Below are 15,627 nucleotides of genomic sequence, written 5' to 3' on the forward strand. Positions count from 1 at the left end.
TAATTAAAAGAAATAAATTCCCACCTGAAACTGCACATGGCTGAAATCAGAATAGTAGCGATCAAATTCGGAAGTCGTATTCATCCCCATTTTTGACCAGGTATAGAAGGCACCGGTATACAACCAGACAGCCCCGTCCAATTTGAAGTTAAGGGTAGAACCCACCCGGATTTCGCGGCCTTTTTGGTGCGACGGGCTTAAGTTGGTGGTTTCCCTCAACCTAAACCGATTGAAACCCATACCCACCGACGGCAATAGTACCCATTTTTTGGAAAACTTGTGTTTGTATGAAACGGCCAGATACGCCGACGAATAAGAACCACGATGGTATTCGCCCACAACGGCTTGATCTGTGACACTGAATATTTGCCCCGTTACACCCACCCCCAGCAATACGTTACGATAGTTCAACAGGTCAAGTTGCATGTTCAATCCGCTGCCGGGATTATAGCCGTCTGAAAGGGCCGTGTCTCCTACAGGCATCGCCAGCGCCCACCCAATGTGGAACCCGGGCTCGAATTCGACGGTCGGTTTCTTCTCTTTTTCCTGGCCAAAAGCGCTGATCGATACACAAAAGAGGAGGAAAATAAGTTGTTTCATATTAGAGTGTAAAAGTAAAGACGGTATCGGTCAGGCCTATCGTAATAACAACTTCTTCTTCCTGGTCACGCTCGCCAGGCACGCTCGCCAATCGTGTATAATGCAAGACGGCCTGTTGGTTTGGGGCGACTTTAAAGGTTGTAGGAAGTGTCGGATAGTCTTCCAGTGGTGCAATGGCTCCTTCTGCGACGAGATAAATATTATCCAGTCGGCCATAATAGGCTTCTTCGGGATAGTCAATCTGTAAGGTAACGAGTTCGGTTTGCCGGAACAGGCGAATGGTTCCCATATCGCGGTAATAGCCTGTAAAAGTGGATTTATTAAGACCATTCACGCTAGTGGGGAGGTACTGTTCGTCTGCCGCTTCTGCGCGAATGCTTAGTGGGGTAGTGGCAGATGAGGGGGACAGAAAGGCAATCTTGAAATGGCCATTGCCATCGGTTTTCACCGACTGTAATGTATCTGTTACGCCCGGAATAGAGGCCGTAACAACGATCTTGGTGTGGGCCAGCGGTGTGCCGGCGGCGTTTGTCACGATGCCTTCGCTGACCAATCTCGAACTTCCGTCGAGTTCAATGTTGGGATCACAGGTCGTGAGAAAGATGCCCAGACAGGCGAGTGTAAGTAATTTCATTAGCTTTTTTTAAGTACAAATATAGAGTTTCGTGGCGTTACTAGTCTCTGATACTACGGTCTACGAATGCTATTATTTCCGATGTGTCAGTCGAAATGTCAAACCATTCGATACCCGTGTTCCTGCGAAACCAGGTACCCTGGCGCTTGGCGAAACGACGGGTGTTCTTTTTTATTTCTTCGATGGCTTCATCAAGTGTCCATTCGCCATCGAAATGCCGAAACAGCTCCCGGTATCCTACTGTTTGCAACGCATTGCGTTCGCGATGGGGATAAAGGCGTCGCGCTTCCTCCACCAACCCTTCGTGCACCATCAGGTCGACCCGGCGGTTGATGCGTTCGTATAACGTCTCACGGGGTGTATCCAAACCAATCAGAATGGGTGTGAAAGACCGTGCCCGTTCTGCGCTCGTCAGGAACGAAGAATAAGGTTTCCCGGTGGCCCGGCACACCTCCAGGGCGCGCATCATACGTTGTGGATTTGCCCGGTCGACACTTTCGTAATAAACCGGGTCGCGTTGTTGTAGTTCCCTTTGCAGCCACTCGATACCGTCTTTTTCGTAGGCTTCCCGAACGTAATCCCGTTCGTGTTGCGGCACTTCCGGGAACGCATCAAAGCCTTTCAATACCGCATCCACATACAAACCCGATCCGCCGACCATGACCGCCACCGGTTGTTTGGTAAAAAGTCGGTCAAGGGTTTGTAACGCCTCTTTCTCGAAATCTCCCACCGAATAATCGTCGAAAATCGACTTGTTATGTATAAAATGATGCTGCACCGATGCGAGTTCTTCCGCGTCCGGAACCGCCGTACCTATTGTCATTTCCCTGAAAAACTGCCGCGAATCGCACGAAACGATCTCGCAATCGAAATGTCGCGCCAATTGCAGGCTAAGCGCCGTTTTTCCGATGGCGGTGGGGCCGATGATGGTAATGAGGTGAGGCATTGGGAATTAGCGAATTAGCAAATTAGCGAATGAGGAATGGGGCAGGTAATAAATGAGATGATAAGCGGATTAATGTAGGATGGACTATCGATAGGAATAGTGGCTAACCAGAAACAACACAAGTAGAAAACGAATATCGGTTATTGGCGAAGATGGCAACATCAGAACCGGAGTATTTTTTTGAACTTGTTTCGTTTCAGGTAAAACCGGAGAATGTTAGTGGTATCGCGGTTAGCGGGCATCGGAATCAGGATGTTGTGCAGGATGTCCGGGCGGGTGACCTGGTAATTCAAATCGAAATAGCAATATCCTCTGAGGATGCCGTTTTCAATTAGCACGGCGCTTCGCTCGTTGACCGTTCGTCCGTTGTCGGTCACCAACAGGTTGGCACCGAAAAAGCGTTCGTTTTCGAGAAAATCCATTACCCGGGCATTATACGCTTCGGGTTGCTCGTCTGCCTGGCAGGCACCGTTGCATTTTCCCAGCGAATGCGGAAAGCAATACGTTTCGACCGTATCGAGCACATTGATTTTCTGGCAAAGGGTATACCGTTCGGTGATATCGTAAAGGGCATTTTGTGCCTGCTGCCGGTTGACAAAGGCATCGACTTCACGGCGCGTGGGGTCTGTTTTGGCGATGCGTAGCGAGAGGTAGCCTCCGGGCGTCTCTTCGTGGTAAATCGAAAACGGGAAGACCGTCTTTTTTTGCGCACGGTTAAAGGTTGGTTTCAATCGTTTTATCTCTTCCGATTCCTTCAGGCCGGCAATCAGTTCGCTTCCGGTTTCTTCATAGGTGACATCGTATACCAGCGCCTGTATCTTCTTACTTTTCGCCAGCGTGTCGGTGAAATGTTGGTTGATGCGCTTGCGGATATTGCGTGCTTTTCCAATATACATGATCTCGCCGGCCTCATTGTGGAGGTAGTACACGCCGGTTCTTGATGGCATTCGGTCGACGATATCGAGCAGTTTGGGTGCCAGTCCTTTTTCGATTTCAAACTTCACCAGTCCGGTCAGGATTTCCTTATCGGTGTCCTTTTCCAACAACAACTTGAACAATTTGACTGTGGCCAAGGCGTCACCCGTTGCGCGGTGCCGGTCTGCCATCGGGATGCCCAGCGCCCGGACGAGTTTTCCGAGGCTGTGCGACGGCTGCTCGGGCAATAGCTTCTGCGAGAGTTCGACCGTACAAAGCGTATGTTTCTGGAAATCGTATCCCAAACGACGGAACTCCGTACGCAATACCCGGTAGTCAAACGATGCATTGTGGGCCACGAGGATACAGCCATCCGTGATCTCCACGATCCGTTTCGCTACTTCATGGAATTTCGGAGCCGACCGCAACATGGCGTTATTGATCCCCGTCAGCTTGACCACGAACGGTTGGATGGGTTTCTCCGGATTGACCAGACTGATGAACTGGTCTACGACTTCGTGTCCGTCAAAGCGGTAGATCGCGATTTCGGTGATGCCTTCTTCGTTGTATTGGCCTCCGGTGGTCTCTATGTCGAGGATAGCGTACATTAGTTTTCGGTCGCGGTCGCGGTCACAGTGAACAGGAGCCGCGTAAAACGACATCCGAAATTCGATGTATTTTCGATATGAGTTGGGAAAAAGCCTGCTGACACGGTCTACGGTTTACTTCTTTCCCCAAATATACTGCTTCCAATCCGAACCATCGTACTTCCTGTAGCAACGGCTTCGGTATAATCGCCCGACATACCCATCGACAAGATGTCAAAGTCTGCTTTTCCGAGGCCTTGCTTCGTTTGGTCAAAAAGGGTTTTCAGGTGCTGGAACTCGCGCCTCACCTGTGTCGTATCGTCTGTGAAAGTGGCCATGCCCATCAGTCCGCGTACATTGGTGTGGGTCAACGAGCTGTAGTCGGCACTTGCGAAGACTTCCTTTAATTCCGCATCCGACAGGCCAAACTTCGTGTCTTCTTCCGCGATGTGTACCTGCAGCAAAACGTCAACCGTACGCCGCCATTTGCGGGCCAACCGCTCGATTTCCAACAACAACTTCAAACTGTCGACCCCGTGGATGAGTTTTACATACGGAATCATATACTTGACCTTGTTCGACTGCACGTGACCGATCATGTGCCATTCGATGTCTTTGGGAAGCGCTTCCCATTTTTCGGTCATTTCCTGGATGCGGTTCTCCCCAAAAATGCGTTGGCCTGCGTCATAGGCCTCTCGGACAGCGGCAAGCGGTTGCGTTTTGGAAACCGCTACAAGGGTTACATGCGGTGGCAGGGAGGATTGGATGGCTTGGATACGTTCGGATATTGTCATAATGCAAAGATACAATGGCTTACCGAAAAGAAGGAGATAAAGACCCGTCGTGTCCCTGAAACTTATGGCAATCGGTCCCTCATCCGTTTACAACTCATACACTACCAATCCGCTTCGGAATTTGGGCTCGATGTAGGTGCTTTTTGGTGGCATGATCAGGTGTTCATCCGCCAGTTCCATGATTTCGTCGATAGTGGCTGGAAAGAGTGTGAACCCGATGTCAAACCCCCCCTCATCGATGATTTCCTTGAGGGTGATCACCGATTGTGTACCTGGGATATATTCGATTCGTTCATCGTTACGGAGGTCGTCGATGCCCAGGATCGGGTGCAGTACTTTTTCATACAGCACCTGCGCGTCGAGTCGCTCAAGTACGCCGGTGAGACTGTGGCTGTCTTTGAGGTGGAGGCTGTAGAAGGTGCCATCAAGGTACATACCATATTCAAATTTCCGTTCCGGTTTCCAGAGTTCTTTCGGGTGCTCCTTGATCCAGAAATCCTGTGCCAAAAGCGACAGGAATTCCTCTTTGGAATGGCCGTTGAGGTCGCGTACCATCCGGTTGTATTCATAGATGTGAAGGTCGTCGCCCGATACCAGGAAACTCATGAAGGAGCCGAGTGCTTCGTGCCCGGTCGCTTTGTCTTCCTCATACAAAAGGTCCGCTGAGGCGGAACGGTGATGGCCGTCGGCAATATACAGGTCGCCGATCTCCTCAAATTTATATTGGAGCCATTTGATTTCGGTGGAGGCGGAAATGCGCCACAGCGTGTGTTTCTCGCGACGGGTAGTGGAGAAGGCGTAGAGCGGCGTTTCCTTTTTCTTGTCGGTAATCCACTGCGCGACTTCCTCATTGCGCGGATACGTCATGAGTACGGGTTCGGTGTTGAAACCGCTATAATGGAGGTAGTCTTTGAACAATTCCACGCGATATGGCAGGGTATCTTCGTGCCGTTTGATGACGCCCTTTCGGTAATCATCAAGCGACGTGGCTGCAATGATGCCCGTGAATGTTCGGGTTTTGGCCTGAATTTCATACAGGTATAAAACCGGAAGTTCCTCCTGCATGAGAATTCCCTCTTCCCTGAAATCGCGGTACTTCTGTGCGACACTCCGAAACCGTTTCTCGAACCCGATTTTCTGCTGGTTGGCATAGGCCGGATTCAGTACGTGCAGGAATGAGAAAGGGTTGAAGTCAAGTTGCGACGCCAATTCCGCCGGTGAATATTCGTCATACGAACGCGTGGTCACGAGGCTTACCTTATCGGCAGGCGGACGAACGGCACGGAAAGGGGAGATTTTTGCCAAGGTGTTGAGTTTTGGGTTTTGGGTTTTGGGTTTTGGGTGATACGTGTTGTCTGTAAAGTCAACCCTTAGCCCCAAATGCTAGCGGGAAAACTGTTTCGAGACCTTTTCTGCTTTTTTGCTTTCGCTGTAATCGTAGAAGCCTTCACCCGATTTTACGCCCAGTTTTCCGGCGCGAACCATGTTGACCAGTAGTGGACATGGGGCGTATTTCGGATTTTTGAAGCCGTCGTACATGACGTTCAGGATCGCCAGACACACGTCGAGTCCGATGAAATCGGCCAGTTGCAAAGGTCCCATCGGATGTGCCATTCCCAGTTTCATCACCGTATCGATTTCGTATACGCCTGCCACACCGTTGTATAGTGTTTCGATCGATTCATTGATCATCGGCATCAGGATGCGGTTGGCGACAAAGCCCGGGTAATCGTTGACTTCTACCGGTACTTTGCCCAGTTTTTCCGACAGGGACATAATGGTTTGGGTGACGGCGTCGGACGTGTTATAGCCGCGGATGATTTCTACCAACTTCATAATCGGCACCGGGTTCATGAAGTGCATGCCGATGACCCGCTCTGGATGCACGACCGCTGCCGCAATTTGGGTGATGGAAATAGAGGAGGTGTTGGTGGCAAGAATAGTACTGTGCGAGCAAACCTCGCTTAGTTGCCGGAAGATATTAAGTTTCAATTCCACGTTTTCGGTCGCCGCTTCCACTATGAGATCGCATCCGGCCACACCGTCGCGTACGTCGGTATAGGTGATGAGGTTTCCGATGGTCGTATCGCGGTCCGCTTCCGTAATCGTCCCTTTGGCTACCATCCGGTCAAGGTTGGCGGCGATGGTCGCCATGCCTTTTTCAATGGCTTTTTCCGAAATGTCAATCAGTTTTACGGTGAACCCGCTTTGGGCGAACGTGTGGGCGATACCGTTCCCCATGGTTCCGGCACCGATTACAGCAATTGTTTGCATTAGTGTATGTTAGGTTGGTTGGATGAGCTAAAACAGTCGATGATCTGGTAGGCTACGCGAAGGGCATCGGTTCCGTCTTCCAGCGTCACGACCGGGCGCGTGTTGTGGACGATGGCGTCGGCGAAGGTCTCGAGTTCGTCGAGGATGGCGTTGTTTTGTCCTACTTCAGGGTTCGCAAAGTAAATTTGCTTGCGTATGCCTTCCGCATTTTGCAGGATCATATCGAAATCACCCGGTTGTTCGGGTGCATCTTTCATTTTTACAACTTCGCATTTCTTCTCAAGAAAATCCACCGAGATATAGGCATCTTTTTGGAAGAAACGTGATTTCCGCATGTTTTTGAGGGAAATGCGGCTTGAGGTCAGGTTGGCGACGCAGCCGTTTTCGAATTCAATGCGGGCGTTGGCGATGTCTGGGGTTTCGGAAATAACCGACACACCACTGGCATGTACGTTTTTCACCGGCGAATTTACCACACTCAGGATGACGTCGATATCATGGATCATCAGGTCAAGCACAACCGGCACGTCCGTTCCTCTCGGATTGAACTCGGCCAGGCGGTGCGTTTCGATGAACATCGGTGTCTCAATCATATCGCGGGTCGCCATGAAAGCAGGGTTGAAACGCTCGACGTGGCCGACTTGCCCTTTTACGCCAAATTCGTTGGCAAGCGCGATGATTTCCTCCGCCTCTTCCACGGTATTGGAAATGGGCTTTTCGATAAACACGTGTTTTCCCGACTTGATGGCCACTTTCGCGCATTTGTAATGCGACAGAGTGGGAGTGACGATATCGATGACGTCGACCGCGTGGATCAGGGATGCGATGGTACGGAACCGTTTATAGCCGAATTCGGCTTCTATTTTCTCGGCATACTCTGGATTTTCATCATAGAATCCGACCAGTTCGTATTTGTCCGATTGTTGGAGCAGCCTTAGGTGTATTTTTCCCAAATGTCCGGCGCCCAGGACCCCGATTTTTAGCATATCCATGGTTTTAGGCAAATTTAGGAATAAGTTTGATAGGTAGGAGGGGGGAGGGTTGAAAGTCGAAAGTTGAAAGTTGAAAGTTGAAAGTCGAAAGTTGAGGGTGAGAGTTGAAAGTTCAGGGTTGATCGGGCGGCGTTGAGGTAGGAAGTAAAAAGTGAAAAGTCGTTGTAAGAACAAGCGAACATTTAACAAAAGGTACGGTTTTCCCGTATGGTCGACTCAGTTGCTTTCGGTAAGGGACGCATCCGCCCCTCCCCAAATCCAAAATACGATTTCAAGAGGACATGGAGGTACGGGAAAACCGCCTAATTTGTTAAAGTTGAAAGTCGAAAGTTGAGGGTGATAGTTGACAGTTCAGGTTTGATCGGGCAAAGTTGCAGGTCGGAAGTAAATTGAAAAGTCGTTGTAAGAACTAGCGAACATTTAACAAAAAGTACGGTTTTTCCGTATGGTAGTCTCCGCCGGATTTGGTAAGGGTGCAGCCGCCCCTCCCCAATTCTAAATTACGGTTTCCCGCGGACATTACGGTACGGGAAAACCGCCTATTTTGTTAAATGTCGAAAGTTTGAAGGCTCGGAATCATAGGTTGTCACTCAAATTTCCAGCCCCCTAACTCCCGACTCCTAACTCTGCAACGCTCCCTTTCCTTTTTTATTCACGCCCCACCCTTGCATCATACCCGTTTTGTCCGCTACATTTACACCAAAGCCAAACCGACTTGAAGGATACAGCCAAACACCAGGGATTACGGAACCAACTCGTCAACCAGTTGCGGGAAAAAGGGATTACCGATGAAGCGGTACTGTCCGCTATTGCCCGGATTCCCCGTCATCTTTTCCTGAACTCGGGCTTTGAGGAGTTCGCCTACCAGGATAAGGCCTTTCCCATCGGCGCAGGGCAAACCATTTCCCAGCCGTATACGGTGGCGTTCCAGTCGCAGCTACTCGAGGTAAAAAAAGACCACAAAATCCTGGAGATCGGAACAGGATCGGGTTACCAAACTGCGGTGTTGTTTGCAATGGGTGCGAAGGTCTACAGTGTCGAGCGTCAAAATGAACTCTTTAAGTCCACATCCGTTCTGCTGCCCAAACTAGGCATCCATCCCAAACACCTGTCGTTCGGAGACGGCTACAAAGGACTTCCCAACTACGCGCCTTTTGACAGTATCATCGTCACCGCAGGCGCTCCTGTCGTACCGAACGCCCTTCTCGCGCAGGTAAAGATTGGGGGTCGTCTCGTGATTCCGCTGGGGGAGAAGGAACAGGTGATGACATTGCTGATCCGCAAAAACGAAACACAGTTCGAGAAGCACGAATTTGGTGGATTTCGCTTCGTTCCGCTACTCGAAAATAAAAACTGACGGTATGAAACGAATATGGGTCTTCTTCTTACCCCTGGTGGCAGCCGCGCAGGGGTACACGAGTTATTTTACGGGTAATGCCAACAATGTAGCTACCCAACCGTCATTCGGAGTCTGCCTCATGGGTGGGGCTACCGAACACGACAACGCCATGAAATGGCTGCTTCAAAAAGCGGATGGAGGTGATGTGGTCGTACTTCGCGCCACCGGGAGCGATGGCTACAACGACTACCTCTACAGCGAATTGGGTATCAACGTGAATTCGGTCGAAACACTCGTCATTACGTCGGTGGCGGGCGCGACGAATCCGTACGTTCTCAACAAGGTCGCAAATGCTGAGATGATCTGGCTGGCCGGTGGCGACCAATACAATTACGTCTCATTTTTCCGTAACAATGCGCTTGGAGACCTTCTCAATGAGCATGTGGCAGTCAAACACTATCCGATCGGCGGCACAAGCGCCGGAATGGCGGTACTCGGTGGTTACTACTTCTCGGCCCAAAATGGTTCTATTACCTCCTCAACCGCCACGTCCAATCCGTATGCTTCGAATATGACAATTGGTGCTGGCGACTTTATGACGGTTCCGTTTTTGGAGTCGGTCATCACCGATACACATTTTGATAACCCCGACCGTCGTGGGCGTCTTTCGGCGTTTATGGCGCGCATCACGCAGGATTATGACGTACGGTCATTCGGGATCGCCGCTAATGAATATGTAGCGGTGTGTGTCGACGAAACGGGTTTGGCACGGGTGTATGGCGATTATCCGAATTATCAGGAGTTCGCCTATTTCGTGCAATCGGGATGCAGCGGCGATTTCGGACCCGAACTCTGCAGCGCGGGCCAACCGCTTACCTGGAACTACGGAGGAAGTGCGCTTAAGGTCTACCGTGTGCCCGGTACTATGACGGGCCAAAACTATTTCAAACTCAACGACTGGCAGACCGGATCGGGTGGGACATGGTTTCACTGGAAAGTCACAGACGGGGCTTTCCTGCAGACGAGTGGAACGCCCGCGACCTGCGCCCTTTCGGTAGGGGACGAAGAAGTGCCAATGGCGAAGTTATATCCGAATCCGTTTGGGGATGTGTTGGCGATTGAAATGACGGATGTGGAACCCAAAGAACTAAAGGTGTATAGCATGCAGGGCCGTTTGGTCTACCAAGGACGTGCGCAGGGCACTGCCAACCTTGATACGGCTTCCTGGCCGTCCGGACTCTACATCATCGAATTGTGGGATGCACGCGGCGTTACGCGCTACAAAATGATTCGCGACTAGCGCATGGCTTTTTTGATGCGGTCCAGGTCACGTTTGCTGTCCGCTTCCTTGAGTGATTCACGTTTGTCGTAGGTCTTCTTACCGCGGCATAGTCCGATTTCCAGTTTTGCCAACCCTTTTTCGTTCGTATAAAGTCGAAGTGGGACAATAGTGAGTCCTTTTGCCTGCACAGAGCGATGCAACGATTTCAGTTCGCGTTTGTTCAATAACAATTTCCGCTCGCTCCGGGCCGCGTGGTTGAAGCGGTTGCCGAAGGCGTATTCTTCCACATACGTATTGATGGCAAAAAGCTCGAGGTCATGGAATTCACAGAAACTCTCCGCAATCTGTGCCTTTCCCAATCGGATCGACTTGATTTCGGTACCGGTCAGCACAATGCCCGCCGTATAGGTTTCGAGGATTTCGTAATCGAACCGCGCGCGCTTATTGAGTATGTTGGCCGTTTTCTGCATCAGGCGGCAAAGATACTACATCTGGGGCAATGCGGAAAGCATCAGTCTTCCGGAATGCCCTTCCAGCGTCGGATAACAGGTGAGAGCAAGGCAACGGCGCCAAAAACGAATAAGATGTTACAATAGTGCACGATCCGCATGACGGAGTTATCATCGAGCGATTCGAGAACCGGGAAATCGACGAGGGTATTTTCGGATTGGTAGTAACCCGATACTTGCTTTGCCAACTCAATTCCCAATGTGTAGCAAAGTAATACGACCCCCGGAAGCTGCCATAGTAGGGTATTCAGGGCAATACCCGACCACTTTTTTCGACCTTCCCGCCAAATGCGGGCGAAATAGATATTGAATATAATCACCGTAAGAAGGATCATCACAAGAAAACTATCCCCACTGCTGAATACGACCGCCAGTAATGTTTCGGTAATACCGAGTACACCGGTTGTTATAAGGGCAATGAGCCAGTTGCGCCCCGAGCTAACACGGTAGGAAAAAATCAGGAGGGATAGGATCGCCGAGACGTAAAATACGGCGATTAACCAATCAAAAATATCGTACTTGTCGCGGTAGCTCTTCCGTAGTTCCTGATAGGATACCTCGAGATTATCCCCCGGAACGAAGTATTTGTTATAGACGTAGTCCTGTCCGTCTACCGTTCGCACTGCCTGCGTTGTAGAGTCGATCGTGGCAAGCTCCGCCGTGGGCTCCTCCCCGGTGACGACAACTTCTGCATCGGTGGTGTCAATCGCGGTTGGTGCGGCGACCACACCTGGATAATAGCGTTCACGTTCTTTTTTTCGTATACGGACATAGTCGGTAAAGTCCGGTGCATGATAGACCATCCCCAACCATTGTTTCGCCGAAACCGAGTGGGCCAGGTGATGTTCATCTGCCAACCGAATAAAGTCTGTCAGCAGTTGCTGCACCGAATCGCGTCGGTCGTTATACAACCATTCCCTCATCTGGTGGGTGGACGTGGTATCACCGAACGCTTTTATGGGTTGGACAACGTCGTACTCGTACTCCGGATAGTTATGTTCTGAGACATTTGCCAACCTATTGAAAAGGGAGTTCACAGCATAACGCTTGTCACGGTACGAAAACGATGAAACATGTTGCACATGCCATATCCTTCTCACACTGTCAAAACGCTTAATGTCACGGTCCTGGTAGGCACCTTCATAAAAAAACGATGCGCGTTCAATGATTTTCGACCTATGGGCGAGTTCTTCCTCACTGAAATAACAGCGTTTGCGGAGGCCTTCGGCGAAAAAGAAGCTGGCAGGCATGCACGCAATCAGGAAACATCCCAAAAAAACGAGCGCCCATTCGGCGAAGAGACTGAATCGTGCACGCGGATACAATGCCTTAAAGGAGTTGTTTTTCAGGTAATAGACCAGCCAAATGATCAAGACCAATAATCCCAGTACAATAGCCAGGAAAAACACCGCTGGATAAATTGAGGAAAAATATTCCTCGTGACTATCAGCAAAGTCGATGGCGCCGTTACCGAATCCCCATGCAAAAAACAGGGCGTTCAGGAGCAGGAGTACAACCGTTACGGGAATGATGCGAGTGTTCCATATGAGGGGGCGGCGCAGAAGAAGATGGTGCTGTAATTTTGAAAACATGGTCGCGGATTAGGAAGCGAAGAAACGCCGTGTGGATAATGAGATGTCGCGGAAGTACAGAAGCGGGATGTTCTGGTCGATGATCACTTTCAAGACATCGGAAACCGACGTCCCTTCTTTGAAATACACGATGTAGGTGCCGCCATTGAACTGGATAGAATCAATAGTAGTGGCAAACGCGTCGTAAAGTTGTCCCTGCGTCCAGGCACTTTCCAACTCGATGGCTAATGGGGGTGCTGCCGCTTCTCCTGAACCTTTTTCGAAAAGATTGCGTTGTGCCCCGTTTTTCAGGAATACCACCTGATCGGACGTTTTTTCTACTTCGTACAATTGCTGTGAACTCAATACAATGCCAATCGGACGGAAAGGAGATTTGGCGATGGAACGGAAATCTTCCAGTATCGTCTGTTGGGCCAGGATGTCAAGGTTGGCCAACGGTTCATCTATCAGCAGGATCTTCGGTCGACGTAACAGCATCCGGGCAAGCTCAAAACGCATCTTGTAACCCGATGACAGGCTTTTCCAGCTGTGATCCCTGAATTTACGCAGTCCTAAACGACTCACGATCAATTCCACGACCCACTCGTTTTCTTCGGGGCCATATCCATAGAGTGTGCCCGTAAAAAGCAGGTTCTCGCGCATCGACCCATACCACGTATCCGTGCGTTGCGGGATGTAGACCAATTGAGTGCGAAGGTCATAACCGTCGGTGTAAGGAAAATGATACACCAGTTCCCCTCCGTCGTGCACCAGTTCGCGCGCCAACGAACGCAACAGTGTTGTTTTGCCATTTCCGTTCTCACCGACGAGACCGATGATCTCCCCTTGTTTTATCTGTAAATCAATGGGGCCAAGGCGGAAACGCCCTCCGGAATAGGATTTCGAAAGGCCTTTCGCTACTACCAACAAGTCGTTGTTGGCAAGCGGTTTCTTAGAAAGGGTCGCGTGAAGGGCTGCAAGGCGATGCTCCAGTTTTGGGTTCACAACCGACGCGTCGGTGTGATGGTCAAGCCACTGTAGAAGATCGACGGTTTCTTTGTAGTGGGAAAGCGCTTCTGTGTCAAGTGTAAGATCGATGATGCGTTTTACGACGAGCGAGGTATCACCGAAGCGCAGGAAGTCGCAGATTTCTGCATACTGCCTTTCGAATTCATTCATGTGGCGTGGTTTGCACCAAATATAAAAAAATCCCGGTTGCCCGGGACTTTCTTATTCTGTTACGACGACGTTTCGGACGAAGTAATCGGTGTTACTCTTCTTAAACTTCAAAACGTAGGTCCCGGAAGTAGTCGGCGTGAAGGTGTAGGTCTGGGTCAGCGTACTTTCCTGATCCTGGCAACTACAACCATCGTATTTCGTATTGACCGTGATTTGTCTTTCCGTAGCGTCGATATTTTGCTGGTAGAAGCGATCAAAGCTGTAGCATTGGTTCGGAATTTTGAAGGAGACGCCGAAGGTGACAGGCGTACCCGTAACGACGGTTGTGGTGCCGCCCTCTTCACCCGTCACGGCCGTAGCGGCTGTACCGATGCCGGATGCCGTACAGGTTTGGGAGGATGAAGATCCTATGTCACATCCGCTCAGGAAGATAGACAGGAAAAGAGCCGTGGAAAACAGTAAAAAGCGTGATTTCATAACTAATATGTGCAATGGTTTTGATGTTGTAAAGATAGAATTTTACCGGGGTGGTTGCGCAAGCCAACGGCTTTTCAGCAATGAATAGACCATAGAATCGATAAAAGTGCCCTCAAAGAACTCATTTTCTATGTAATGCGCTTCCTTAACGAACCCGTTCTTTTCCAAAACACGGGCGGATGCGGTATTAGCCGGGTCGATGATGGCCTCGGTCGAATGGAGTTGCATCGTTTCGAATCCGTAGCGAAGGACAGCATGCAGTGCTTCGGTCACGAGTCCACGACCCCAATACGGGCGCAGTACCATATAACCGACTTCTGACCGAAAATGCTCGACGTGTATTCTATAATGACCCATCACGCCAATCGCTTTATCGGGCTGCTCGCGAAGATACAGTCCCCAATTGATTCCTTCATTCGCCTCGATTTTGGACGTAATCAACTGCAGGTGCTGTTCGGCTTCCTCTCGTGTCTTCACCAGCGGACGGTTGACATACCGCATCGTCTCCGGATCGGAACGCAATTCGAAAAGCATATCCACCTGTTGGTCATCGAGTTGTTTCAGGATCATCCGTTCGGTTTCCAAAACGGGAAACGGATCAAAGTTCACATATAGCGTCGGAACGGTCATGGCACGTGAATTTTAATGGTGTAGGCGGTATGGAAATCTTGCCCAGATGCCAACTGGCGTATACCTTTTTTGTTTTCAAGTACGCCGGATGCATCTGTCGTATCGGCATACCCGTGCCACGGCTCGATGCAAAGGAAAGGCGCACCGGGTTTCGTCCACAGGCCTACATCCGGAAAGTCCCTCAGGTCGACTGAGAGCAGGTCATGGCCCTCTTCGCGGATGGTCAACGTTTTGCATGACTGCGATGTAAACACCAAAGCATCCCGCTCGAAAAGGCGGTAATCAAGGGCGAAATGGCCCGATGTCGCATCCAGTTCCGCCGTTTCATCCGACAGTAAGTCGCGGTCGAGTAGGCGATAGGTCAACACAGCCGCCGGTTCCACAGCCACCGAATACGAGTCGAACGCTTGGGGCAACGCAAACGCCGGATGGCCTCCCACAGAAAAGAAAAGGATCGAGGTGTCGGTATTCCGCACTTCGTAGGTAACGGTGAGGGTGCTGTCGGAAAGCCGATACCGAATCCGGAATTCGAAGGCAAACGGATACATCGCCCGCGTCTCGGCATCGTCGGTGAGGAGGAATACGGCTTCGGATCCTGATTGCTGTTCGAGCGAAAATGTCTTGTCCCGCGCGAAACCGTGACGTCCCATCGTATAAGTGACGCCGTTATACCTATACTGGTTGTCTTTCAGTGTTCCGACAATAGGGAAAAGCACCGGCGCGTGTTTGCCCCACACGTCGGGTCGGCCTTCCCACATATAGTCCCGGCCTTTGGCGTCGCGCAGGGATACGAGTTCGGCTCCTTTGAAGCGTACCGTTGCGTTTAGTAGGTTGTTTTGGAGTGTAATTTCGGTCATACGACAAAGCTACGATTTTTTGATACGGTCGGAGTTTCGTT

The 15,627-nt window shown here is 50.5% G+C and carries 16 protein-coding genes; 2 read left to right on the forward strand and 14 right to left on the reverse strand.

Annotation, left to right across the window (positions count from 1 at the left end; all coding sequences use genetic code 11):
* Nucleotides 1-3: 3 nt before the first annotated feature.
* The 8 genes from MKO97_RS07835 to MKO97_RS07870 form a co-directional block, all read right to left on the reverse strand.
* A complete protein-coding gene (locus MKO97_RS07835) occupies nt 4-600 on the reverse strand; it encodes a hypothetical protein (RefSeq protein WP_241102655.1) in 597 nt (198 codons plus the stop codon).
* Between the two features lies 1 nt (nt 601).
* Nucleotides 602-1,234, reverse strand: coding sequence for a carboxypeptidase-like regulatory domain-containing protein (locus tag MKO97_RS07840; protein WP_241102656.1), 633 nt, complete (start codon nt 1,232-1,234; stop codon nt 602-604).
* 40 nt (nt 1,235-1,274) lie between these two features.
* Nucleotides 1,275-2,180 (reverse strand): tRNA (adenosine(37)-N6)-dimethylallyltransferase MiaA, encoded by a 906-nt coding sequence (miaA, locus tag MKO97_RS07845; RefSeq protein ID WP_241102657.1) that lies wholly within the window; start codon nt 2,178-2,180, stop codon nt 1,275-1,277.
* A gap of 161 nt (nt 2,181-2,341) precedes the next feature.
* Nucleotides 2,342-3,703 (reverse strand): exonuclease domain-containing protein, encoded by a 1,362-nt coding sequence (locus MKO97_RS07850; protein ID WP_241102658.1) that lies wholly within the window; start codon nt 3,701-3,703, stop codon nt 2,342-2,344.
* 107 nt (nt 3,704-3,810) lie between these two features.
* On the reverse strand, nt 3,811-4,476 hold the full coding sequence (locus MKO97_RS07855) for a YggS family pyridoxal phosphate-dependent enzyme (protein WP_241102659.1): 666 nt from the start codon (nt 4,474-4,476) through the stop codon (nt 3,811-3,813).
* An 87-nt stretch (nt 4,477-4,563) separates the two neighbouring features.
* Nucleotides 4,564-5,781 carry a DUF1015 domain-containing protein gene (locus tag MKO97_RS07860; RefSeq protein WP_241102660.1) on the reverse strand — a complete coding sequence of 406 codons (1,218 nt, stop codon included), beginning with the start codon at nt 5,779-5,781 and terminating at the stop codon, nt 4,564-4,566.
* A 78-nt stretch (nt 5,782-5,859) separates the two neighbouring features.
* Nucleotides 5,860-6,750, reverse strand: coding sequence for a 3-hydroxyacyl-CoA dehydrogenase family protein (locus MKO97_RS07865; RefSeq protein ID WP_241102661.1), 891 nt, complete (start codon nt 6,748-6,750; stop codon nt 5,860-5,862).
* Entirely contained in the window at nt 6,750-7,736 is a 987-nt protein-coding gene (locus tag MKO97_RS07870; protein WP_241102662.1) for a Gfo/Idh/MocA family protein, read from the reverse strand. The genes MKO97_RS07865 and MKO97_RS07870 overlap by 1 nt, the downstream gene beginning before the upstream one ends.
* Before the next feature lie 721 nt (nt 7,737-8,457).
* Here MKO97_RS07870 and MKO97_RS07875 point away from each other — a divergent pair.
* Together MKO97_RS07875 and MKO97_RS07880 are read left to right on the forward strand one after the other, a co-directional pair.
* Nucleotides 8,458-9,099 (forward strand): protein-L-isoaspartate(D-aspartate) O-methyltransferase, encoded by a 642-nt coding sequence (locus MKO97_RS07875; RefSeq protein ID WP_241102663.1) that lies wholly within the window; start codon nt 8,458-8,460, stop codon nt 9,097-9,099.
* 4 nt (nt 9,100-9,103) lie between these two features.
* Nucleotides 9,104-10,381 carry a T9SS type A sorting domain-containing protein gene (locus MKO97_RS07880; protein ID WP_241102664.1) on the forward strand — a complete coding sequence of 426 codons (1,278 nt, stop codon included), beginning with the start codon at nt 9,104-9,106 and terminating at the stop codon, nt 10,379-10,381.
* Here the strand turns inward: MKO97_RS07880 and smpB are convergent.
* Genes smpB through MKO97_RS07910 form a run of 6 tightly spaced genes read right to left on the reverse strand, consistent with a single transcriptional unit; the run spans nt 10,378 to nt 15,586 of the window.
* Entirely contained in the window at nt 10,378-10,833 is a 456-nt protein-coding gene (gene smpB / locus MKO97_RS07885) for an SsrA-binding protein SmpB (protein ID WP_241102665.1), read from the reverse strand. The genes MKO97_RS07880 and smpB overlap by 4 nt on opposite strands.
* 41 nt (nt 10,834-10,874) lie before the next feature.
* Nucleotides 10,875-12,464 (reverse strand): hypothetical protein, encoded by a 1,590-nt coding sequence (locus MKO97_RS07890; protein WP_241102666.1) that lies wholly within the window; start codon nt 12,462-12,464, stop codon nt 10,875-10,877.
* A 9-nt stretch (nt 12,465-12,473) separates the two neighbouring features.
* A complete protein-coding gene (locus MKO97_RS07895; RefSeq protein WP_241102667.1) occupies nt 12,474-13,622 on the reverse strand; it encodes an ATP-binding cassette domain-containing protein in 1,149 nt (382 codons plus the stop codon).
* Between the two features lie 51 nt (nt 13,623-13,673).
* Nucleotides 13,674-14,099 (reverse strand): hypothetical protein, encoded by a 426-nt coding sequence (locus MKO97_RS07900; protein ID WP_241102668.1) that lies wholly within the window; start codon nt 14,097-14,099, stop codon nt 13,674-13,676.
* A gap of 42 nt (nt 14,100-14,141) precedes the next feature.
* Nucleotides 14,142-14,729, reverse strand: a complete 588-nt coding sequence (locus MKO97_RS07905; protein ID WP_241102669.1) for a GNAT family N-acetyltransferase — start codon at nt 14,727-14,729, stop codon at nt 14,142-14,144.
* Entirely contained in the window at nt 14,726-15,586 is an 861-nt protein-coding gene (locus tag MKO97_RS07910) for an aldose 1-epimerase family protein (protein WP_241102670.1), read from the reverse strand. The genes MKO97_RS07905 and MKO97_RS07910 overlap by 4 nt, the downstream gene beginning before the upstream one ends.
* Nucleotides 15,587-15,627: the final 41 nt, after the last annotated feature.

The organism is Flavobacterium sp. HJ-32-4, assembly GCF_022532105.1.
Taxonomy (GTDB): Bacteria; Bacteroidota; Bacteroidia; order Flavobacteriales; family Flavobacteriaceae; genus Flavobacterium.